24 protein-coding genes are annotated in these 21,491 nt (G+C 39.3%); 7 read left to right on the forward strand and 17 right to left on the reverse strand.

Annotation, left to right across the window (positions count from 1 at the left end):
• Positions 1-3: 3 nt before the first annotated feature.
• Positions 4-990: a nuclease-related domain-containing protein gene (locus tag ACQ5H4_RS16795; protein WP_430776151.1), complete on the forward strand. Its 987-nt coding sequence runs from the start codon at positions 4-6 to the stop codon at positions 988-990.
• 305 nt (positions 991-1,295) lie between these two features.
• On the opposite strand, the gene ACQ5H4_RS16800 is transcribed toward ACQ5H4_RS16795, so the two are convergent.
• Positions 1,296-2,414 (reverse strand): NAD(P)/FAD-dependent oxidoreductase, encoded by a 1,119-nt coding sequence (locus ACQ5H4_RS16800; protein ID WP_430776152.1) that lies wholly within the window; start codon positions 2,412-2,414, stop codon positions 1,296-1,298.
• 206 nt (positions 2,415-2,620) lie between these two features.
• Here ACQ5H4_RS16800 and ACQ5H4_RS16805 point away from each other — a divergent pair, with 206 nt between their 5' ends.
• Positions 2,621-3,817: an MFS transporter gene (locus ACQ5H4_RS16805; protein WP_430776153.1), complete on the forward strand. Its 1,197-nt coding sequence runs from the start codon at positions 2,621-2,623 to the stop codon at positions 3,815-3,817.
• A gap of 16 nt (positions 3,818-3,833) precedes the next feature.
• Here the strand turns inward: ACQ5H4_RS16805 and ACQ5H4_RS16810 are convergent, their stop codons facing one another.
• From ACQ5H4_RS16810 to ACQ5H4_RS16850, 9 genes are all read right to left on the reverse strand, one after another.
• The gene (locus ACQ5H4_RS16810) at positions 3,834-4,130 is read right to left on the reverse strand and encodes a 4a-hydroxytetrahydrobiopterin dehydratase (protein ID WP_430776154.1); all 297 of its coding nucleotides are present in this window, start codon (positions 4,128-4,130) and stop codon (positions 3,834-3,836) included.
• Between the two features lie 12 nt (positions 4,131-4,142).
• A complete protein-coding gene (locus tag ACQ5H4_RS16815; protein ID WP_430776155.1) occupies positions 4,143-4,739 on the reverse strand; it encodes a class I SAM-dependent methyltransferase in 597 nt (198 codons plus the stop codon).
• A complete protein-coding gene (locus tag ACQ5H4_RS16820) occupies positions 4,736-6,055 on the reverse strand; it encodes a glycosyl hydrolase family 28-related protein (protein ID WP_430776156.1) in 1,320 nt (439 codons plus the stop codon). The genes ACQ5H4_RS16815 and ACQ5H4_RS16820 overlap by 4 nt, the downstream gene beginning before the upstream one ends.
• Positions 6,056-6,222: 167 nt before the next feature.
• Positions 6,223-6,474 carry a YueH family protein gene (locus ACQ5H4_RS16825; protein WP_430776157.1) on the reverse strand — a complete coding sequence of 84 codons (252 nt, stop codon included), beginning with the start codon at positions 6,472-6,474 and terminating at the stop codon, positions 6,223-6,225.
• A gap of 98 nt (positions 6,475-6,572) precedes the next feature.
• Entirely contained in the window at positions 6,573-8,450 is a 1,878-nt protein-coding gene (gene htpG / locus ACQ5H4_RS16830) for a molecular chaperone HtpG (RefSeq protein WP_430776158.1), read from the reverse strand.
• A 229-nt stretch (positions 8,451-8,679) separates the two neighbouring features.
• Positions 8,680-9,366 carry a hypothetical protein gene (locus ACQ5H4_RS16835; RefSeq protein WP_430776159.1) on the reverse strand — a complete coding sequence of 229 codons (687 nt, stop codon included), beginning with the start codon at positions 9,364-9,366 and terminating at the stop codon, positions 8,680-8,682.
• Positions 9,363-10,109, reverse strand: coding sequence for a hypothetical protein (locus ACQ5H4_RS16840; protein ID WP_430776160.1), 747 nt, complete (start codon positions 10,107-10,109; stop codon positions 9,363-9,365). Before ACQ5H4_RS16840 ends, ACQ5H4_RS16835 begins: the two co-directional genes overlap by 4 nt.
• Positions 10,090-10,986 carry an ATP-binding cassette domain-containing protein gene (locus ACQ5H4_RS16845; protein WP_430776161.1) on the reverse strand — a complete coding sequence of 299 codons (897 nt, stop codon included), beginning with the start codon at positions 10,984-10,986 and terminating at the stop codon, positions 10,090-10,092. Before ACQ5H4_RS16845 ends, ACQ5H4_RS16840 begins: the two co-directional genes overlap by 20 nt.
• Positions 10,986-11,354 (reverse strand): GntR family transcriptional regulator, encoded by a 369-nt coding sequence (locus ACQ5H4_RS16850; RefSeq protein ID WP_430776162.1) that lies wholly within the window; start codon positions 11,352-11,354, stop codon positions 10,986-10,988. The genes ACQ5H4_RS16845 and ACQ5H4_RS16850 overlap by 1 nt, the downstream gene beginning before the upstream one ends.
• A 195-nt stretch (positions 11,355-11,549) precedes the next feature.
• Between ACQ5H4_RS16850 and ACQ5H4_RS16855 the strand changes: the two genes are divergently transcribed.
• Positions 11,550-12,038 carry a hypothetical protein gene (locus ACQ5H4_RS16855; RefSeq protein WP_119706639.1) on the forward strand — a complete coding sequence of 163 codons (489 nt, stop codon included), beginning with the start codon at positions 11,550-11,552 and terminating at the stop codon, positions 12,036-12,038.
• A 68-nt stretch (positions 12,039-12,106) separates the two neighbouring features.
• Here ACQ5H4_RS16855 and ACQ5H4_RS16860 read toward each other — a convergent pair whose 3' ends face one another.
• Together ACQ5H4_RS16860 and ACQ5H4_RS16865 are read right to left on the reverse strand one after the other, a co-directional pair.
• Positions 12,107-12,325 carry a DUF2922 domain-containing protein gene (locus tag ACQ5H4_RS16860; RefSeq protein WP_430776163.1) on the reverse strand — a complete coding sequence of 73 codons (219 nt, stop codon included), beginning with the start codon at positions 12,323-12,325 and terminating at the stop codon, positions 12,107-12,109.
• A gap of 37 nt (positions 12,326-12,362) precedes the next feature.
• Positions 12,363-12,584: a DUF1659 domain-containing protein gene (locus ACQ5H4_RS16865; protein WP_119706637.1), complete on the reverse strand. Its 222-nt coding sequence runs from the start codon at positions 12,582-12,584 to the stop codon at positions 12,363-12,365.
• A gap of 321 nt (positions 12,585-12,905) precedes the next feature.
• Between ACQ5H4_RS16865 and ACQ5H4_RS16870 the strand changes: the two genes are divergently transcribed.
• The 4 genes from ACQ5H4_RS16870 (at position 12,906) to ACQ5H4_RS16885 (ending at position 16,527) form a co-directional block, all read left to right on the forward strand.
• Positions 12,906-14,978 (forward strand): peptidoglycan D,D-transpeptidase FtsI family protein, encoded by a 2,073-nt coding sequence (locus ACQ5H4_RS16870; protein ID WP_430776164.1) that lies wholly within the window; start codon positions 12,906-12,908, stop codon positions 14,976-14,978.
• A gap of 421 nt (positions 14,979-15,399) precedes the next feature.
• Positions 15,400-15,684 carry a hypothetical protein gene (locus tag ACQ5H4_RS16875; protein WP_430776165.1) on the forward strand — a complete coding sequence of 95 codons (285 nt, stop codon included), beginning with the start codon at positions 15,400-15,402 and terminating at the stop codon, positions 15,682-15,684.
• A 124-nt stretch (positions 15,685-15,808) separates the two neighbouring features.
• Positions 15,809-16,252 carry a hypothetical protein gene (locus ACQ5H4_RS16880; RefSeq protein WP_430776166.1) on the forward strand — a complete coding sequence of 148 codons (444 nt, stop codon included), beginning with the start codon at positions 15,809-15,811 and terminating at the stop codon, positions 16,250-16,252.
• Positions 16,240-16,527 carry a YxcD family protein gene (locus ACQ5H4_RS16885; protein WP_430776167.1) on the forward strand — a complete coding sequence of 96 codons (288 nt, stop codon included), beginning with the start codon at positions 16,240-16,242 and terminating at the stop codon, positions 16,525-16,527. Before ACQ5H4_RS16880 ends, ACQ5H4_RS16885 begins: the two co-directional genes overlap by 13 nt.
• Positions 16,528-16,558: 31 nt before the next feature.
• Here the strand turns inward: ACQ5H4_RS16885 and ACQ5H4_RS16890 are convergent, their stop codons facing one another.
• The 5 genes from ACQ5H4_RS16890 to ACQ5H4_RS16910 all read right to left on the reverse strand — a co-directional run bounded on the left by ACQ5H4_RS16890 (position 16,559) and on the right by ACQ5H4_RS16910 (position 21,487).
• A complete protein-coding gene (locus ACQ5H4_RS16890; RefSeq protein WP_430776168.1) occupies positions 16,559-18,004 on the reverse strand; it encodes a PAS domain S-box protein in 1,446 nt (481 codons plus the stop codon).
• Between the two features lie 152 nt (positions 18,005-18,156).
• The gene (gene sda / locus ACQ5H4_RS16895; RefSeq protein ID WP_430776169.1) at positions 18,157-18,303 is read right to left on the reverse strand and encodes a sporulation histidine kinase inhibitor Sda; all 147 of its coding nucleotides are present in this window, start codon (positions 18,301-18,303) and stop codon (positions 18,157-18,159) included.
• A 120-nt stretch (positions 18,304-18,423) separates the two neighbouring features.
• On the reverse strand, positions 18,424-19,539 hold the full coding sequence (locus ACQ5H4_RS16900; protein ID WP_430776170.1) for a two-component system sensor histidine kinase NtrB: 1,116 nt from the start codon (positions 19,537-19,539) through the stop codon (positions 18,424-18,426).
• Positions 19,540-19,983: 444 nt separating this feature from the next.
• Entirely contained in the window at positions 19,984-20,460 is a 477-nt protein-coding gene (locus ACQ5H4_RS16905) for a flavodoxin domain-containing protein (protein ID WP_430776171.1), read from the reverse strand.
• Complete coding sequence (locus ACQ5H4_RS16910) at positions 20,441-21,487, reverse strand: ribonucleotide-diphosphate reductase subunit beta (protein ID WP_430776172.1); 1,047 nt, start codon at positions 21,485-21,487, stop codon at positions 20,441-20,443. The genes ACQ5H4_RS16905 and ACQ5H4_RS16910 overlap by 20 nt, the downstream gene beginning before the upstream one ends.
• Positions 21,488-21,491: the final 4 nt, after the last annotated feature.

Here is a 21,491-nt window from a genome sequence, read left to right on the forward strand (position 1 = left end):
CAATTGATTGTAAAAGAATTAACGGTTCCATTAAAGCTTCAAGCGGTACAGTGTTTAGAAAAAAGAATATTGTCTACTCATCATCAGTATCCACAAATACTAGCTGACTTAGCCAAACGAAAAGCCGGCTATTATGGTGAACGATCTCTCTGTTATTATTTTCACCAACTTCCCCCAACCTCCTATCTCTTTCATAACCTTCGCCTCGAACAACATGAATCTATATTTGAGATGGATGTTCTCATCCTTTTTCCTACCTTTGCATTAATCATTGAAACCAAGAACATTATCGGAGAAATTCATTTTGACTCTCAATTCGGTCAACTTATTCGCACATGGAATGACAAAAAGGAAGCTTTCCCAGACCCAATAGCCCAAGCACGTAGGCACCAATCTCTAATGGGAGATTGGCTCTTTCAACAACTAGGTTATAGCATGCCGGTGGAATACCTAATTGTAGTTAGTAATTCATCTACTATTATTAGTACAGATCCCGGAAAAGCTTATCTTTTTAAGCAAGTCATTCACGCAAATAAGCTCCCTCTACGATTAACGGAGCTTCAGTCAAAATATAAATCGGAGATGATGGAAACCTCACAACTTAAGAAATTAAGTAGAAAATTATTAAAGGACCATAAAGAAGCTGAATACGATGTGTTAAAGAAATTCCAAATTCAAGCAGATGAACTTGTAAAAGGAGTTCAATGTCCTAGCTGTCAATTATTTAGGATGCAGCGTAAAAAAGGTCGCTGGACATGCATGAACTGTGGCCATTCAGATCGCCTGGCACATCTTGAGGCGTTGGATGATTATTGGTTACTAATCTCCCCTACGATAACGAATGCAAAATGTCGTGATTTCCTTCAAATTGACTCTCCTTTTGCCGCAAGTCGCCTCTTAAAATCACTACATTTATCTGAAAGTGAAACCCTCAAAGGAAAAAAGTATCATTTTCCGAAAAAAATGAAGTTCTTCCCTGAGAAAAAGTAAGGATTTTTGCGATCCTGAGAATTTATTTGCGATTCTCAGGATTTATTTGCGTTTCTGAAATTTTATTTGCAATTTTCGGAATTTATTTGCGATCCTGAGAATTTATTTGCGATTCTCGGAATTTATTTGCGATCCTGGGAACTTATTTGCGATTCTCGGAATTTATTTGCGATCCTGAGAATTTATTTGCGATCCTAGGAACTTATTTGCGCGCCAGGCATTTTATTTGCGATCCTGAGAACTTATTTGCACGCCAGGCAACTTTTATTTGCGATTCCCAGAACTTATTCCCGCCCCCCAAACTTCTAATCCCCAATCGCCCCCTCCACCGAATAGCGACTCACATCAAGAACGGTTTCCTCTCCAAGAACGAGTTTTGCGAGCTCGCTACCCAAGAACGGGCCGCTCGTCAGGCCAGAGGCTCCCAGTCCATTCGCGACGAAAACACCTTTCAGTCCAGGAACCGGCCCAATCACTGGTAGAAAGTCGGGGGTAAATGGACGAAAGCCCACTCTCGTTTCAACAACCGTCGCTTCCTCTAAGTCCGGAAACAACTCCAATGCTTTTCCGATCATTTCATTTAAGCCACCAGCTGTGACTCTCGTATCAAATTCTTTATTGTCTTCATGTGTAGACCCGACAACGACGCGACCCTCTTCAAACGTTAGTAAGTACTGATTATTCGGAGGCATAACAACCGGCCAATCGGATGTGTCCACACCCGGTAACTCTAAATGAACAATCTGTGCTTTTTGGCCCGAAACTTGAAAATTCACTCCAACAGGCTCCAACACCTCTCGTGCCCAAGCTCCTGTGGTGACAAGCACTCCATCAGCCTCTAACCGCTCTCCATTAACGACCACGCCGCTCACACCATTATCCTCACATACGAGTGTAGCATTCCCACGAACGTATTTCGTCCCCAGCTGAACCGCAGCCTTTACTAATGCATCCCTTATGAGTCTTCCGTCTACCCTAGCTCCGCCGGAAACATAGACCGCTCCATATCCTTCTGCAACGAGAGGAAACAACTTCTTTGTTTCTTCATAAGTTAGGATGTTCACCTCACCGATCTCCGGTGCATCCTCTCTCCGTTTGATGGCCCTATCTGCCATTTGTTTCAGTTTTTCCTCATTTGTATGAAGGCTTAAGGCTCCAACTTTTCGATATCCTGTATTCCCTACTCCGTAAGAGGATAATTTTTCAACTAACTCAGGGTAATAACGCGCCCCGTGCTTCACTAACTCATACCATGCCTTATTTCGCCTTTGCGAAATCCATGGGCATATAATTCCCGCGGCCGCATTCGTTGCTTGTCCCAACTCGCCACGGTCAACAAGGACCACTTTTACTCCTTTTGATGCTAAGTGAAAAGCTGTCGAAGCACCTAATATTCCTGATCCTAATACAATCATTCTTCCCATCATGAACACCTATTTCCTATTGTAATAACATTAATATTACTAAACGTTCTTTATCAGCTCAAATCCTGTCTAACTCAAAAGAATAGTAAATCGAAAAGTCATTGTCTATAATAGATTTATCACCATTTTTATGTAAAAATGTACATATATTTAGGTTAACGAATGAATTATAGAAACGGGATATTCCTGAATGGGAGTGGATGGTTATGAGCACACCTCTTGCGGAACAAGCTCCACCTTCTGAAAAAGGGAAAGAGAAAATATGGACTCGAGACTTTATTCTGATTTGCTTATCTAACTTTTTTGTTTTCCTTGGCTTTCAAATGACATTACCCACCATTCCATTATTTGTGGAAAACCTCGGTGGAAATGATCAGCTGATTGGAGTGGTTGTGGGAATCTTTACTTTCTCGGCTCTTCTAATTCGACCTTACGCTGGGCATGCACTAGAAAGTAAGGGGCGCCGATTTATTTATCTTGTTGGATTAGGAATTTTTGTCTTATCCACTGGAGCATTCGGGATTGCTGGAGGTCTTGTTCTCTTATTTATTTTAAGAATTATTCAAGGAGTAGGGTGGGGACTTTCCACGACTGCTTCAGGTACAATCGCGACCGATCTGATCCCACCCACACGTCGCGGGGAAGGAATGGGGTATTACGGCCTTTCTGGTAACTTAGCCCTTGCCATGGGGCCAACACTCGGACTAGCGCTTGTAGGTTATCTTAGCTTTACTGAACTCTTCTTAATTTGCGGAGTACTAGGTGCAGTTGCGATCGCCTTATCTTCTCGTATACGATTTAAACCCGTAGAACCAGTAACTACGACCAATCATAAAAAGCTCGACCTTTACGAAAAAACCGCCTTGCCTCCTTCGATATTGCTTCTTTTTATCACTGTGACGTTTGGTGGAACCGCTTCATTCCTTCCTTTATATACAGTGAAAAAGGGAATTGAAGGAATTGAATGGTACTTTCTTCTTTATGCCATTGCTCTTCTCATCTCAAGAACCTTCGCTGGAAAGCTCTATGATCAAAAAGGACATCACTTTGTATTCCCGGCTGGTTCGATCATGATTATGGCTGCCATGATCCTGCTTGCCTGGGTTCCGAATAGCACGATCCTCTATTTAGCGGCCATTATTTATGGGTTAGGCTTTGGGACCGTTCAACCAGCTCTTCAAGCTTGGAGTGTTCAAAATTCTCCTATTAGTAGGCGCGGAATGGCTAATGCTACCTTTTTCTCCTTCTTCGATTTGGGCGTGGGAATTGGCTCAATCGTGTTCGGACAAATTGCTTTCTATTTAGACTACCATAGCATCTACATCGCATCAGCCATTTCTGTCCTTATTGCAATCCTTCTTTACTACACTGTATTTGGAAGAGAAAAGGCGAGAGCGCATTAAGCACTCCCGCCTTTACTTATTCCACAAATTGATCGTAAATCTCATCAAAGATTCTTGCCATTTCCATATCCAGCGAAGTAAGACCTCCTGCATTCCAAGAGCTTAGTTTAATCGTTACTACTTTATAATCAATCGAGATGAACGGATGGTGATTACGCTGTTCCGAATAATTTGCTAGTTCATTCACAAAGGACACACCCGTTAAATAGTTTTGAAAACGATATTTCTTGCTCATCCATTTACCCTCGTCCCATTTCCAGCCAGGCAAATTTTTCACATATGTAATGATTTCTTGTTCAAGCAATTTCTCCACATACATTCCCCCTTAAAAAGCTAAACCATAAATAGAAAATCTCTCAAACTGATTTGCTTGTGAACAAATCACCTCAGATCTCAGCTGAAACATGCCCATGTTTTCTAAAAAGTCGATATACTCTTCACTTGCATAGTACAAAATCAGCTTGATATCTCGATCATTCTCCTCAACCGATTGAAGGATACGATGAATTATATTCCGAAAAATATGAATAGAGAACGGGTTAAAAAAGTAAAAAATATGATCTTGCTTGTGAATCGGATATTCCTCTGCAAAACCGAAAAAAAAGTGAATAGGATTATCTGAGCCATACTTTTTTCGATAATTTTTTCTATTTTTCAATGCAAGCTGATAATACTCCTCATTCATTTCCACACCAGTTACCGTTGCTCCTGTATAGTGATAAAGAAAGAAATTCAGCCTTCCTTTTCCACAGCCAAAGTCCACGATACGGTCAGATGCTTTGAATTCGTACTCACGAATGAGTTGATGCAAATGCAAATAGGGGGTGGCTTCATACCGGTGAAATTGCAAGGACTTGTAAAAATGGAGTTGTTCACCTGTTGTGACGATATGTATGCTCTTATCAATATCCTGCTCTCTCATGTTAGCTCCTCTGGTACGTAAAATTTCCCTTTAATCCCACTTGCATGATAAAAACCGTCTATAAAGATTTTATTAAGGAGAACCTGTTGTGCCCGATACTGGATGGCTATAACAGGATGTCCCCCAAAATCATAGCTGGGGTCACCTAGCACAGTAAACTGATTCACTACCACATTACGATATGCTGATATCACCATCGCTCTTGGAGTGGACGCTTCATACAAGGAAGTAAAGATAGGAGCTATGGCAACCAAATTCATGGCTTTTATGTTATAAGCCGTTTTCGACTCTGGGTCATTTCCTTTATGATGACCGATATGCCGAAAATTGAAGGCACGATTATCATGAACCGACAGATGTCCAAGGATGGTGACATCGGAAGCCGCTGAAGCATTGTGATGAGCCTTGATTTCCACTCCTCCAAAGCATCTAGTTGTGGTATTGTTTGCAAGCCACACATACCTGGAGCCATCATCTATTTCAATGCCGTTTGAATTCGAAAATCCAGGTTCATGCGCTCTTCCACTCGGATCACATATATGCGAGTTCGATATAAAAATATAATCACTGTGATGAGTGGTAATTCCGTCATCTCCAAATCCATATCCATTGCATTCATCAAGCCAGATATACTGACTTCTCCCTGGACCAATGAATCCGTCTTTTATGTAATAGTAAAGAGTAGAAGAAAGGTCAAAGGCATGTAACCCTGCATCAATGGCTTCCACCTTTCTCACCCACCCATATTTCACATGAGCAAAGGTGAAGCAACTCGATCGATTGTTTCCACTCGCTGTTTTTTCATCGCTTGATAGTCGTTTGACATTCCAATCTAGGGTCATCCCTTCCACATAAATATGGTGATTCCCACTTATGTGGTGTTTATTGGTGATAAGAATGGCGGATTTTAGGGCATCATGATGGAGTTTAATGGTTGTTTTTCCCTTTCCTGCCCCAACAAGGATGGTGTTGGAGGGAAGTTTGATTCCTTTTGTGACAAATACACCTTCAGGAATGATGATCTTACAGTTGCCTCGTCCGATTGCTTTTCGAAAAGCATTTGTATTGTCGGTCACTCCATCACCAACTGCCCCAAAGTCGACCACATTTCTTTCGTACTTTATTTCACGTTGAAGCTTGTGTAATTCAACGTCTAGATCTGGAAGCCATGAGGGGATCGCCTCCCCCTTTTCATTTACGAGGGTACTCAGGTTAGTAAATGAAGGACTATGACTGGTGATTTTTTGAAAAAGGGTGTCAGTCTCTCGGATCAGTTGATCTAAAGGGGTTGAGTATCTTGACCAACACCGAATCAATTCAGGATTTTGTTCTGGACTATGATGCTTTGTTAGGTGAAGCAGAACCTGTCACCTCCAGATGAAGATAGTTTATACCTTCATAGTAGTACACCATTCGTTACAATAACAAGGATTGGGTGCAAAATTGAGGGAATAAGTGGGGAGATTTCTTAGAAAGGCATTTTTTATCTTCTAAAGAACTGCCTTTCTAATAATTTAACAATGTCTCTAGCCAAACTTTCTGCATTTCCTTCAAATAATTGAAACATTAATGATTGCAAAATATGTTGGAAGTGACTATCCTCCGACCCCTCTGCCGGCAAAAAGATCGACCAGTGTATTTCAGGTATGGCCACAATAAATCCATTTGAATCCAATTTGTTCATATATACATCTGTCACTTTTTCAGAAGAGTGAATAGGCAATTGAAAAATCATCCATTATCACCACCTTTTTCTATATATTTAGTGATTGGAGGTAATTTTTTGAGGGTAATAAAAAAAGAGCACTCAAATATTGAGTGCCCTTACCTACTTTACACCATAATTTTGCAAATATCGTTTGTAAATTCAACTGGATCTTCGATTGGTAACCCCTCAATGAGCAATGCCTGATTGTAAAGAAGCCCTGTAAACAAGGCGAGCTTGTCCTTATCATTAGCAAACGCATCCTTTAAGGAAGCAAATACTTCGTGGTTCACGTTGATCTCTAACACTTTGTCTGCTTTAACATTTTGGCTATTTGGCATCGCTTGGAGCACTTTCTCCATCTCAATGGACACGTCACCTTCTGTTGTTAAGCAAACAGGATGAGATTTTAGACGCTTGGATACACGTACGGCTTTTACCTTTTCTCCAAGGGCCGATTTCATGTATTCAAACAGTTCTGCGTTCTCCGTTTGTTCTGCTGCCTCTTTTTCATCTGCTTGCTCTTCAATTCCTAAATCACCACTAGAGACGGATTTGAATTCTTTTTCCTTATAATTCATCAGCATACGAATCGCAAACTCATCAATGTCGTCTGTGAAATAAAGGATTTCATAGCCTTTATCCGCCACAAGTTCGGTCTGAGGAAGCTTTTCAATGCGCTCCACTGACTCACCTGATGCATAGTAAATATACTTTTGATCCTCTGGCATTCTTGATACATACTCATCTAACGTAACAAGCTTCTTTTCCTTTGATGAATAGAACATGAGGAGATCCTGAAGCGTCTCTTTATTGCTACCAAAATCGCTATAAACACCAAACTTTAATTGGCGGCCAAAGGATTGGAAAAAGGCTTCGAACTTTTCACGGTCATCCTTTAACAAGCTTTGTAGCTGACCTTTAATTTTGTTTTTGATATTTTTCGCAATGAGTTTTAATTGGCGATCATGCTGTAACATTTCTCTTGAGATATTAAGAGATAAATCTTCTGAATCAACCATCCCTTTCACAAAGCTGAAATAGTCCGGTAATAGATCTCCACATTTATTCATGATGAGAACACCGTTTGAATAAAGCTCTAAGCCTTTTTCATACTCCTGCGTGTAGTAATCAAATGGAATTTTTTCAGGTATATATAACACTGCATTGTAGCGGACCGCACCATCTACGCTGATATGAATATGCTTTAATGGTTTATCAAAGCCGTAATGTTTTTCCGCGTAAAAGTTTTCGTAATCCTCTGTTGTTAATTCATTTTTATTCTTTCTCCAGATCGGCACCATGCTATTAATGGTTTGCTCTTCTGTAACCTCTTCGTATTCCGACTCACTGCCTTCTTTTAAACGACTGCTCGTAGTATCCATTTTAATGGGGTAACGAATGAAGTCTGAGTATTTTTTAACAATGGATTTGAGACGATATTCTTCTAAGAACTCATCATAGTTATCGTCTTCTGTATTTGGCTTAATGGTAAGGATGATTTCCGTGCCCACTTCACTTTTTTCATACGGCTCAATGGTATACCCATCCGCACCTTGCGACTCCCACTTATAAGCCGTGTCGCTTCCTAGTGATTTGGTGATCACTGTAACCACGTCTGCCACCATGAAGGCAGAATAAAACCCAACACCAAACTGCCCAATAATGTCGTGACCATCCTTCAGCTCGTTTTCGGATTTAAAGGCCAGTGAGCCACTTTTAGCGATGACCCCAAGATTGTTTTCAAGCTCTTCCTTGGTCATACCAATACCTGTGTCGGTAATCGTTAGTTTTCTGCTCTCTTTATCAGCTGCAATCTTTATAAAATAGTTGTCTTTGTCAAAAGTGATGTTATCGTCTGTTAAGGCACGATAATAAATTTTATCAATCGCATCACTTGCGTTTGATAACAACTCACGTAGAAAAATTTCTCTGTGTGTGTAAATGGAGTGAATCATCATGTCTAACAATCTCTTTGACTCTGCCTGGAACTGCTTCTTTTCCATTCAAAAATCCCCTCTCATCAATCAATGTATGTAATCCCTTTAGCACTCTACCACTCAGAGTGCTAATCACTAATTAAATATCACAAAAAAGCTCCCCCTGTCAACAGATTCGAAAGACCTTCCGGTGACAGACGCCGCCCGTGGACAAAATGCCCCTTTTTGTCCACGAAGGGTGTCTGTCACCGCTCGTGGACACTTCGGTCCCTTTTGTACGCCTGGGGTGGACAGTTTAGTTGACATAGAGTGCTTCGCCTTCTATTTTCAACCCTCCAGGAGCTTTTATATACAACACATCCATTCCAATGTTGCCGTACGAGCTATTTTGAAACAAATTAACCTTTTCTGCGGAGAATTGTTGGAATGGGAAACCACTTGATATCTCCGCTAATGTGACCGATACATGAGAGGGATTCTTGATTTCAAGTTCATTCCCTTGCATCTCTAATTGAACTTCGCCTCGTTTTTCCGTAAGATCCATTCCGTTCACAATGGTTTTTCCCGCATAATGAGTAATCTGAATTTCTTCCCCCATATCCGGGCTTTTCTCTATAAACACTTGAACGTAATAATCATTAACGGGAGTAATTCCAAGCTCGTCACTCGCAAGTGGAAATGTCCACTTCTCCACCACATCTAATCCATTCTCCTCCTCAAAGGACCCTCTAAACGCCTCATTCATCACTTGATCCTGAAGCTTCATACTCTTTTCCACTTCCACTTCAGACAGCATGTTGATGGAAGCACTATTCATAGGCAGAATCAACGAAGCACCAGCTAGCAGAATCAGCATACCTACATAACCAAGAAGTAGTAATCTTGTGGTTTTCAATCCGATCCATGCCTTTTTCTTCGATTTGGACAGTTGCGAAACGACTGCAGCTATCACCAAGATTAATAGAATAATGGCCCACATCATACCCCCACCTCCAAACGATTTCCTAACATACAAGCTCCTAGAAAAAATAATACGGAAGTGATGACACTCTTAACCGTAAATAGAAGAAACGAAGCCTCCATTACATAAAATCTCCCTATATCGACTAATAATGCCCCTTCTCCCCCTAAGTACGCTTGGATAGTAATAACAACAATAAGAAGCACCGGAAGTAAAAATGCAACGATCTTATTCATTTGTGCAAGCATTCCAATAAAATAACCAACGCTAGCAAACAGAAGAATATATAGAAAAAATCCTACTAATCCCTTACATACATCTAACGCCGATAGCTGATCGACCGCAACCGCAGGTGTTTTCAATACCTGTGTAACCAGTAATCTTAAAACATAAGTTGTTAATAGCCCTGTTATGGCAGCAATCGCACTTGCTGTCATGAGAAACAATGCATTCGCATAATGGCTTACCTGTCGTGTCGTTACAAAATTGAAGTCATCGTATCTATGCTGTTTTGTGGTCAGTGAGATCCCGTTTGAGAAAGCCCAAATCAAAGTAAAAATAGCTACCAAACTACCACTATAGGTTCTTACATCGTAACTAAAGGTACCGGCACTACCTCCCATAGAGCCCGTTCCGCTAATCGAAAATAATACCCCAAGCACTTGGATAAACATTAAAGAGGTAAAAACCCCTAAATAAGCCTGCAGTTTATAGCGATACTGTTTGAAAATCACGTCTTGAACATTACTCTCTGTCAAATACATGATCAATCCCTCCCTTTGACTTGCTAGTTATATACATACATAAATCACTAACGGAAACAGGTGACAGCTCAAGCCCTTGCAACCTTGCTTGCTGCTCTAATTCTCCCCCGCGTTTCACGACAGCATAGGTCTGATCAATCCCAACGGCTTGCTGAAAAATTACCTCATCATTTTTTAATAACACTTCCACAAGGGGAGTTCTTCCGGTAAAACCAACCGCATATTCTTTCAAATTCCCCATACTTTCATGAAGATGAACGGCCCCTTCTTTTACTAACAAAATCTCCTCAAAGAGTTCCTCCATTTCATTTAACAGGTGACTGGATATGATGATCATTCGTGGAAAGGCTATATAATCTTTTAAAATAGCTCGGTAAAAATCCTTTCGAACGGCCGCATCCATTCCTGTTGTTGGTTCATCAAATAAGGTTAGTGGCGCCCTAGTTGACAGTCCCATTATCGTGTTGAACGTGCTTCGCATCCCTTTCGAGAGACTGGCGTGGTAGGACTGTTGCGATATAGAAAAATAATCTAATAGCCGATGAGCTAAATCACGATTCCAATTTGGATAGAAGCTTTCAGCAGCCTTTAGAATTTCTTCTAAAGTGAGCGCAGGATTAAAGGTAACTTCATCACTCATAAAAATGGTGTTAGCAGACACTTTTAAGCTATTAAATGGCTCTTCCGAAAAAACATTGATCTCCCCAGATGTTTTTTCAAGAAAGCCTGCCATTAGTTTTAATAGAGTGGATTTACCAGCTCCGTTACGACCAATCAACCCTATGATCTTTTCACCCTCTAGAGAAAAAGAGATATTTCTTAAAGCTTGATTCCTTCCATATGTTTTGGTCAGGTTCTTGCATTCAACGATATTCATTACTCCTCCCCCTCCTTTTGAATCATCTTCATTAGTTCTTCCTTACTTACTCCTAATTGACGCGCTTCTCTAACGGTTTCTTCAATGAGCTCCTTCAGTTTGGTGTTGGTTCGTTTTGTGAGGATGATCTTCTTTGCCTCTGTAGCCACAAACATTCCAAGCCCTCTCCTTTTGTACAAAATGTCTTCATCCGCTAACAAATTCAACCCTTTTGCCGCTGTAGCAGGATTAATGTTGAACATTTCCGCCAGCTGATATTGAGAGTAAATTTTTTCGTCAGGTCGAATGGAATCACTTAATATCTCCCCTTCAAGATACTCAGCAATTTGTACATAGATTGGCTTCATACTATTTGAGTTTAAGATCACGTTCCTCACCTCCTATATTCATATGGTATGCTAGTGCATTACTGATGTAATGTACTATATATGATAAAAATGGAAAAATCAAGAATATATTGAACAACGTAACAATTTGCAACTTTATTCATTTTTTATTTTTACCGTCCATATAATGTAATGAATGTATTCGAACTAGAAATATGACAGCTTGGAGGAGACCGCATGAATGAGTTTCTCGAAACAATGCAGCGAAAGCTTGGGGAATTAAAAGATCAATCATGGACGGTGGAAAGCCTGCTCGATAAAATTGCAACTGGCACACCTATTCGTATGTCAGAAGAGCTTGTCAACCGCCTGCTACATCTTCAGCCATTAGAAGGAACCTCCAATTTACAATGTTCGTTCGAAGGGGAGCATCTCGTCTTAACAGGAAATACAAAGGTGATGCTCGTACCTGTTCCCTTTCGACTTGAACTGAAACCTATTATGGCAAAAGGCAGACGGATACAGTTTGAAGTAGTCGACTTAAAGCCTAGTCTAAAGGAATCCATGAAAAAGAAACTCTTAAAAGATGCGGATGGAGTCACGTACGAAGATAACAAGCTCACCATTAACTTTAATGACATTGAAGTCGTTCGAGACATACCGTTCGGAAAACTAGCTGGTGTAAGAATTAAAGACAAAGTCCTTTGGTGTAAAATTGTTATGTAATAAGAAAAGCGCAAGAGTAATCAATAAAAAAAGAGAGTCGGTCAAATTTCAATCGACTCTCTCTATTATTATGCTAATTCATAAGGTGTCACATTTCTCTCAATAACTCTGATACCTTTAGGGGAAACCAGCTGTCCCTTCGCACTATAAAATGCGTTTGAAGCAACAATTTGATCCATCGCAATCTTCACAGCAGCCGTATCAACAGGTTCTTTTGGAGATTCCATACTAATGGTTGTTGTTTCACCTGTTTCTGTTATGAATTGTAATTCCAATGTTTTGGCCAATTTACTCACCTCCTAATGTTTAATCACTCAACTCCACTTACGCGTTTACCAATTCAAAATTGTCAGCTCGTTCAATATTCACTACTGGTAGTGAACAAAGACTTGCTAATGCTTGACCCGCTTGAAAAAGTTGATCCGCAGTAGCCTCCTTACGCACATTACTAAATGTCTTCGTTTTAATGATTACTTCTCCTTTTGAATTTAGTCCATTTTCAAACAATACTTTAAGCTTCGTATCCATGATCATCGCCTGTGCCATCTCTATCACCTCCTCTCACCTTCTATATAGAAAGAAAAGAGGCATTTGGACAGGTTGTTAATAATTTTTTTTAGTTATTCTTTCTACAACTCAATTATGTGGATAATGTGTATAACTTTGTTTATAAAATGTGGATAGTGTGGATTATTTGAGTTATATACAGTTTATTAACAACATTTTCACAATAGTAATCCACAACATGTGAGTAACCTGTTAATTAGTCAAAAAATTGAAACTTTGTTGTTATTAAGAACGTCATAGATTATGATAAAAATAGAAATATATACCAGTAGAGTTGTTCCCTTCTAAGGAGTGAAGTTCATGAAGAAAAAAGCAAGCAAAAAGAGACATGTTCCCTTACGAGTAAATCTCCTATTTTTTATTGTGTTTGTCTTATTTGTTATCCTCATTGTGCGCTTAGGCACTGTGCAAATGGTTCAGGGAGTAGCCTACAAGGACGAACTCGAAAGGACCAATGAAATCGTTGTAAGCCAACCTGTTCCACGCGGAAAAATGTACGATCGAAACGGTAAAATAGTCGTAAATAATATTGCTCAAAACGCGATTACATACACAAACTGGGGAGCCAGTCAGGAGGAAATGTTAAAAACAGCAGAAAATCTCTCCCAACTCATCAAGATGGATACAAAGAAGGTGAGAGATCGTGACAAAAAAGATTATTGGATCCTAAAAAATCCTTTATTGGTGAAAGAGAAAATTTCCAAATCTGAAGAAGAGGCCATGAGAGATGCAACAAAGAGTGAAAAAGAATTTAACAAAAAATATTATGACACTTTGCTAGAAAGAATCACCGCGGAAGATCTAGCCTCTCTAAAAGAGAAAGATATACAGGTCATTGCCATTTACCGTGAATTTGCGAGTGGATACGAGTATACCCCTCATCTCGTAAAGAATGTTGGGGTAACAGATGAGGAATTCTCAAAGGTAAGTGAGAATCTCAACTTTTTACCTGGGGTAGATACGGTTACGGACTGGGAGCGAACGTATTCATTCGAAAATACCTTAAAAACAATATTAGGAAAAACCACTACTAGTGAAGAAGGGATACCAGCCGAACAGCTAGATTACTATCTCTCTCGTGGCTATAGTAGAAACGACCGTGTCGGAAAAAGCTATTTGGAATATCAATATGAAGATGTTCTGCGCGGAAATAAATCCAAAATTAAATATTTAAAGGACAAATCAGGAAATATCGTCGGAACGGTCCCTGTATCCGATGGTACGCGCGGCAAGGATCTCATTCTAACCATAGATATGGACTTACAGCTCGCGGTTGAAAAAATCCTTGAAGAAGAGCTTCTCGCTACCAAACGTGGATTTGGTGGAACAAAGTTTCTAGACCGCGCCTTTGTTGTATTAATGGATCCAAATACCGGAGAAATCCTAACAATGGCTGGAAAGCTTTTAGCAAGAAGCGAAGAAACGGGTAACCTAGAAATCCAGGACTTTGCACTTGGCAACATTACTACCTCCTATAATGTCGGTTCCTCCGTGAAGGGAGCAACCGTGCTTACCGGATACCAAACAGGTGCAATTTCTCCGGGTACTTCCCTTTATGACGGACCAATTGCCATTAAAGGAACTCCCGTGAAAAAATCTTGGAGAAATATGGGTACGATTAATGACTTATACGCACTAGAACAATCCTCTAACGTCTATATGTTCCGTACCGCTATAAAAATTGGAGGAGCACAGTATGTACCAAATGCTCCATTAAGCTTAGCTCCAGATACTTTTTCAAAAATCAGAGATTCCTTTGCTCAATTTGGCTTAGGTGCAAAAACAGGAATTGACTTACCAAATGAAATGACCGGCTTTAAAGGCCCTTCAACGAAGCCAGGTTTTGCCCTTGACTTAGTTATTGGACAATACGATACGTACACAACGATGCAGCTTGCTCAATATGCCGCAACGATTGCTAACGGAGGCTACCGCATTCAGCCGCATATTGTAAAAGAAATCCGGGAGCCTAGTACGACTAGTGATAAGCTTGGCCCCGTTTACCAAGAAATCCAACCAAATATCTTAAATCGTGTAAGCATGAAGGATGAATGGGTCGAACGAGTTCAAACCGGCTTCCGCCGAGTGATGACCTCCGGAACAGGAGCTAAAGCTTTCGGTTCTGCCCCTTATAGCCCTGCAGGAAAAACAGGTACCGCTCAATCCTTCTACGACGGGCCGGACCGCGATCAGTATCCAAAGAATGCACCACCTGAAGTGATGAATGTTAGCTTAGTCAGCTACGCCCCATCAAGTAACCCGGAGGTAGCCATGGCCGTCATTGTTCCCTGGGTGTATACAGGAGACACAGGTCCCTCTCCGAACTTAACCATCGGGCGCAGGGTACTAGATACGTATTTTCAGATGAAATAGACTGAACTCCCGCATGGTGGCGGGAGTTTTTTCACTTATAGGGGAGTTTTGACCCTTCGCAACGAATTATCGATGGTTTTAAATGGATTTTTAATAGATTGATTGTGATTCTGGCGATTTATTTGCGATTCCCAGATTTTATTTGCGATCCTGGAAATTTATTTGCGATTCCCAGATTTTATTTGCGATCCTGGAAATTATTTTTGATTCCCAGATTTTATTTGCGATCCTGATCATTTAATTACACCCACAAAACCTGTCCCCTTCCAAACCTATAAGCTCCCCTTATCCCCAATCATAATATTTCCATATTGTACTTATTACCACTTTCTTCCTACACTTAAACTATCAAACACCGAAAGGACCGATTGTATGAACTTTTCATTTTTAAAAATTGATCATATTCAACTTGCTGCACCGGATGGCAGCGAGGATCAAGCAAGCTGCGATTAAGCAAAGGGGAATTAAAGATAAGAAACAATTAACCAAATATACATTAAAGGCAGCACTTGTCCCTGACGTTCTTCTCTCACTCGTTTATGTAAACCTAGGATTTTTACAATCGGTGGCAAAGGTATTACCATTTGCCTCTGTTGGTCTCGAGTGGATTACTCCTGCTTTAGTAGGAACAGCTAATGGATGGCTACTCGGAACTTTCGAAAAGAAGCCTGTTCAATCTCATCTAGTAGAAACAAAAGCATCCTAATTTCTTAATCATAGAATGGAACCACTTTCCATTCTATTTTTTTTATAAAAATGAAACCCTTTCTTCTCTCACTCGTATACAATAGAGTAGTAGAAATATACATTACAGGGGGAAAACAAAAGGAATGAAAAAGTTACTATCAGCTTTGCTAATGGCAGCACTCATTTTTTCACCAGTTGGAAACATTGTATTCCAAGACACCACTACGACAGTGGAAGCAAAATCGTATAAATCAGGAAAGAAAAGCTTCAACAATAATTCAAATACAACAACCAATAACAACAATTCATTCTTTCAAAATAAAAAATCAGATTCCACAACGACAAAGTCTTCAACAACAGCAAATAAGGGGTTCTTCTCCGGCGGTCTGATGAAGGGGCTTATGCTTGGTGGGCTTGCGGGTCTATTATTTGGTAGTCTATTTGCAAACATGGGAATCTTAGGTTCCATCCTTGGATTCATGGTAAATGTGTTTGCTATTATCGCCTTAATTAGTATCATTCGCATGGTTTTTACCGCTCTTAAAAAGAAAAAGAAGCAAGAGAACACAAACCCATGGAGAAGTTAATTATTTCTGAACAAGAGATTATTAATGCTATTTGTGTTTATATCGCTAAAAAAAAGCAAATAAACCCTGAAGCAGTCGAAGTAGAGCTTATGTATGACGATGATTACGGCTTTTCTGCTGAAGTGTTTGTAGATGATCGAAAACAAGTGCTTATCACTGCAAATTTAATTGAAGCGTTACGCCTCTGGATCGATGAGTATTTAGGAAGAGATCCCTATGCTCCTATCAAGCTACATTTAGACGACAACGAAGGAATCATCGCTTATACTGGATAAAAATAATAACCTCATCCACCTTTGGATGAGGTTATTGTATGTTACTTAAGCTTGGTAAAACGACTTCAATGGTTGTTCCTACATTTACTTCACTTGAGATATGTACGGTGCCACTATGGCCTTCAATAATATTTTTACTCACCATAAACCCTAAGCCCGTTCCCGTTTCTTTCGTTGTATAAAAGGGCTGCCCGATCTTGGATAGAACTTCTTTCGGTATTCCACAGCCAGTATCTTTGAAACGAATGGTTATACTAGAAGTGAGCATACAATTTTCCATTTCAATATGTAAATTGCCTCCGTCAGGCATGGCATCAAAAGAATTTTTCATAAAATTAATGAACACTTGCTTTATTTGGTTCTCATCGCAATGAATATTTGGTAGATGACTCTGGTGCTTAAAATCTACCTGAACACTTTTCAAATTCGCTTCTGCATCTAACAGTGAAATACATTGCTTTAAGGTTAAGCGTAAATCGGTCTCTTTAAAATTGTTTTTTTGTGGCTTTGCAAGTGATAATAATTCACTTAATATCAGTTCAATTCGGGCTATTTCTGATTCTACAATTTCATAATATAGCTGTTTTTCATTGGAGTTTTGTAAGAGCTTTAAAAAGCCTTTGATAGCCGTGATAGGATTTCGAATTTCATGTGCAATAGCTGCTGACAATTGTCCGGCAATAGACAGTTTTTCCGACTGAATCATTAGTTCTTCTGCTTGTTTCCGGTCTGTTAGATCACGAAAACTAACAGCGATTCCGTTTTTGATTCCCTGATGGTCTTTAATCGGAAAGCTTGTGAGCATTACATCCATCGCCATTCCATTTTTCTTCTTTATAGATGTTTCGTACCCTTCCACACATTCTCCACGAAGGACCTTTTCCTTTAACTTCTCTTCTTCATCTGCTAAAAATCTCACATCTTGCATTTTAACCCCGATTAATTCCTGAAGATTCCAACCAAACTCTTCTTCAAACGCCGAATTTGCTTTTGTTAAAATCCCTTTTTCATCGAAAATCAAAATTGGATCTAAATGATGATCCATAAAAGAATTTAACTGGGATTTAAGCCTTTCCATTTCTGGTTCCATCTGTTTACTAGATGTGATATCGACCACTTGGCCAATAATATAATCTGCTTGAGACGTACTCACCTTGTGGGCACTGATTGAACCCCAAATTACTTCACCATTCTTATGTACAAACCGCTTTTCTAATTGAAAAGAATCTTTCTCTCCAGCTAGTAACTTTCGATAATTTGAATCTATCGTTACATAGTCTTCTTCATATAATAAATACCTTAGCCCTAATTGAACCATTTCTTCATTTGAATATCCCGTAAAACGACAAAAGGACGAGTTTGTTTTCACAATCCTCCCATTTATTCCCACCAACACCATTCCTAATGGCGCATGGGTAAATGCCTCAAACAATAGTTCTTTATCCATCGCATATAATTCCAAGTAAGTTTCTGTCAATTCCCTATCCCCTATGAACGAAAATTAGCGGATTCCCTTAAAGGTTTGCTCCTGCAAATATATAGGATCGCCCTTACTTCTCATTATTTTAACCTGCCAAACCTGCTCCTAAAGATTTCTTATCTATCTAATAGTATTTGGCCAAAGGTCAATCACTGCTCAATGAAATAGTTCTCTACTAAATGTCTTAAATTTCTTTTGTCTATCTCTTCCTCTAACAACTGTATAAATTCATGATCTAAAGCCAACTTCAATGCTGCAGCATAAGCATCCATCAACTCTTTGTCTGATATTTTCAAAACTTACTATACCCCTTTTTCCATTAACTTGCTGCAATCCGAAAGAATGTACTAGTTAGGATTTTTTAATCATGCAGCGTAAATACTATTAGATTGTTTCTTCTCCCTTACGTAAGTCATTTATAATAAAGGTAGAGCAACAATGAAGGTTGTACCTTCCCCAGGTTTACTCGATACCTCAATAATTCCACCATGATTTTCTACTATTTTTTGACATACTGATAGCCCGATTCCTGCTCCTCTTTCTTTTGTGGTGAAAAAAGGAGTGAAAATTCTTTTTATCGTTTCCTCTTCCATACCTGAACCATTATCTTTTACAGAGATCTCAATGGTATTTTCATTAAGTTTTGTTCTTAGAATAATGCTCCCTTTCCCTCTGTTTTTACTAGCCTGGATCGCATCCATCGCATTTCGAATCAAATTTAGCACTACTTTTTTCATTTGCTTTTGATCTAGTTCCTGAACAGGGAGTATTTGTTCCTTCACATACTTGATTTCACAATTTATTTTCAAGGCTTCTTTTTGAGAAGTTTGAATCACTTCCATTAATACCTTTTGTATATTTACTTGCTGTTTATTAGGAGCTGTTGGTCGAGTAGAACTAACATATTCATAGATTAAATTATTTGCATAATCTACTTCTTCAAGTGCAATATCGGCATAATGGTCTTTACCGGTCTCTATTAGATAAGGCTTTAGCAATTGAAGGAAGCCCCGAATACTTACTAATGGTTTTTTCAAATCTCCGGCTATAATAGAAGCAATATTCCCAAGGCTTGAAAGGTTATCATGCTTCATAACCACTTGCTCCATCCTTTTTAAGGTGGCTTCAAGCTGTTCTTGTTTCTCAAGCAACGTAAGATTTTCACTCTCTAGTTGAGTTTCTAACTTTCGAATGATGGTTTGTATTTGCTGAATACTTTCCTGTTTTTCTATACAAAACACATATAAACGATTTTCATCTTCCCACTGGGTATACACATCGAATAAAGTAAGATTGAAATCCTTTCTGACTAAATTCAGTTCTACCTTTGTTTTTGCGAATACTGGTTTTAAGAATCGTTCCGCTTTCTTCCTACTTCCTAAATCAACAAGTTCAAGAAAGCTCCTTGCATTAGGAAATTGGAGTTGCGTCTCTTCTGAAACTCCTATAATAGTAAAATCTTGTTCCACCACAAAAAATGGAAACGGGAAGGTTTGGAATGATTTTTCAATTATATACATATACTCTTTCACATATCTTGTTCTCTTTAAGCCACGAACGTAGATGGTATAAACCCTCTATCACGACAACGTTACTTGGACAATAACTATATAATTGATACAAGGATGTGATTCTCCCTCCTACAATAATTTCAGGATTATAGTCTAACTGATTGAGTTCTTTTAAGCATTCTAAAAGAGTAGGAAGATTGTATATGATCGATAAGGAAATCCCGATTACCCTCACTCTTTATCTTAACAAAGAATGGTATTTTCAAACAAAACTTTCATTCTTATCCATAGGTATATACATATAATAGTAAATAATTGTATTCGCATTTGTCTATAAAAAAACACACAAAGAAGGAACTGCCTCAGCAAATGCAGTCCCTCTACCTATCTGTTATTGAGCCATAAATGAAAGAGACCTTCCTTTATACCCAAATTGTACATCTAGTAAACATTTAAAAATCCTTTTTACACTGTACTATAAGTTTGACTTTGAATTCTTTCTATTAATAACTCAGCTAATTTTTCACATTTTCTATAATCCTTAAGCTGTGGCTGTAATTCTATTTTTAAGGTGGCCACTAAGGAGGTCTGCACATAGAGCATATCCCTAAATTCATCCACCGCTCCACAAAAAGAAGGATAAAAGGAATCGCCTGTTCCAACCACAGCCGTGGCAAGTTCCCGAACATTTTGCTGTTCTATTTCCTGATACAAAGGCGTCATTTCTTCTGGGATCTCTCCATTGCCCCACGTATAGGTTCCAATGACCAATCCATCATAGTCGTGGATGTTAGCGAGGAGAAAATCTTCTACTAGAAACAAGTCTGTAGATACAGATCGCGTTTGAAAGCAGCCTGCTACCATACGAACAAGTTCTTCCGTATTCCCCGTGACAGATGAATAAACAATCGCTATTTTCCCCTTATAATTCGTCAAAGCCATTGGACTGCGTCACCTTTGTATAGGTACGGGATTTCTGTTCAAAAAAGTCTGATTTGGTGTCATTGATCATTTCGTCACTAAACACTTGAATCCATGGCATCACGTTGTCACGATCACCATAAAGATGATCCAGACCCAATTGTCGAAGTCTTTTATTGGCCAAATACTCCACATATTGTCCGAACTCCTCTAGGTCAATTCCGTTGATCTCCGCTAATATTTCTCCCGCCCATTCCTTCTCAAGATCCACCGCTTCTTTGATGCGATCATACGCATATTGAATGTTTGCCTCATTATTTAGCTCTGGATTTTCCGTTAACATAATACGAACAAACTGAGAAATGAAATACGCATGCTGCATCTCATCTCTTTGAATATAGCTAATCATCGTACTAGTTTTAAGCATTTTTTGCTGACGTGCTAGATTATAGAAAAAGGCAAATCCCGCATAGAAATAGATTCCTTCTAAAATAATTGAGTTAATGGCTAGTTCATAGAGGTTTTGAGCTGATGGATGTGAACGGAATTTTTCATACGCATCCAAGATAAGCTGATTTCTTTTTTGAACGATCGGATCATCCTTTGCCTGATTGAAGCGCGCATTTTGTTCACTAACAGGAACTAATGAACTTAATATATACGAGTACGATTCATTGTGAACGGCCTCCTGTTGAGCAATGACCGCAAAGATGGCCTTGAAGCTTGAATCGGACACATAGTCTAGAACTTGACTCATCGTTGGCGTTTGAAGGCTATCCAGGGAGGCAAGCTGCGTATTGACCCGTAAAAAGATATCCTTTTCGTGCGAAGATAATGAATCCCATTGTTTAATATCATCTTGCATATTGATTTCTTGTGCCTTCCAAAAATTAGACAGCAATGTTTGATACAGATCATACATTTGTGGGTAGGCGATATCATTCCAGTTTAATAGACCAGAAGATTGTCCGTTAATAATACCTGTTGAACGATTAGGGTAGGTTGGGTTCAACAGTTTGATTTTATTTAATGGGGCATTGATTGACATGGTC

Origin of the sequence: Bacillus coreaensis (assembly GCF_050586445.1) — a bacterium.
Lineage (GTDB): Bacteria > Bacillota > Bacilli > Bacillales > Cytobacillaceae > Robertmurraya_A > Robertmurraya_A coreaensis.

Coding starts and splice junctions, on each gene's coding strand:
- ACQ5H4_RS16870 (WP_430776164.1), top strand. CDS start 12,906: ATGAAGAAAAAAGCAAGCAAAAAGAGACATGTTCCCTTACGAGTAAAT.
- ACQ5H4_RS16910 (WP_430776172.1), bottom strand. CDS start 21,487: ATGTCAATCAATGCCCCATTAAATAAAATCAAACTGTTGAACCCAACC.
- ACQ5H4_RS16805 (WP_430776153.1), top strand. CDS start 2,621: ATGAGCACACCTCTTGCGGAACAAGCTCCACCTTCTGAAAAAGGGAAA.
- ACQ5H4_RS16835 (WP_430776159.1), bottom strand. CDS start 9,366: ATGATGTGGGCCATTATTCTATTAATCTTGGTGATAGCTGCAGTCGTT.
- ACQ5H4_RS16845 (WP_430776161.1), bottom strand. CDS start 10,986: ATGAATATCGTTGAATGCAAGAACCTGACCAAAACATATGGAAGGAAT.
- htpG (WP_430776158.1), bottom strand. CDS start 8,450: ATGGAAAAGAAGCAGTTCCAGGCAGAGTCAAAGAGATTGTTAGACATG.
- ACQ5H4_RS16865 (WP_119706637.1), bottom strand. CDS start 12,584: ATGGCACAGGCGATGATCATGGATACGAAGCTTAAAGTATTGTTTGAA.
- ACQ5H4_RS16905 (WP_430776171.1), bottom strand. CDS start 20,460: ATGGCTTTGACGAATTATAAGGGGAAAATAGCGATTGTTTATTCATCT.
- ACQ5H4_RS16800 (WP_430776152.1), bottom strand. CDS start 2,414: ATGGGAAGAATGATTGTATTAGGATCAGGAATATTAGGTGCTTCGACA.
- ACQ5H4_RS16880 (WP_430776166.1), top strand. CDS start 15,809: ATGAAAAAGTTACTATCAGCTTTGCTAATGGCAGCACTCATTTTTTCA.
- ACQ5H4_RS16855 (WP_119706639.1), top strand. CDS start 11,550: ATGAATGAGTTTCTCGAAACAATGCAGCGAAAGCTTGGGGAATTAAAA.
- ACQ5H4_RS16875 (WP_430776165.1), top strand. CDS start 15,400: ATGGCAGCGAGGATCAAGCAAGCTGCGATTAAGCAAAGGGGAATTAAA.
- ACQ5H4_RS16825 (WP_430776157.1), bottom strand. CDS start 6,474: ATGATTTTTCAATTGCCTATTCACTCTTCTGAAAAAGTGACAGATGTA.
- ACQ5H4_RS16840 (WP_430776160.1), bottom strand. CDS start 10,109: ATGTATTTGACAGAGAGTAATGTTCAAGACGTGATTTTCAAACAGTAT.
- ACQ5H4_RS16885 (WP_430776167.1), top strand. CDS start 16,240: ATGGAGAAGTTAATTATTTCTGAACAAGAGATTATTAATGCTATTTGT.
- ACQ5H4_RS16815 (WP_430776155.1), bottom strand. CDS start 4,739: ATGAGAGAGCAGGATATTGATAAGAGCATACATATCGTCACAACAGGT.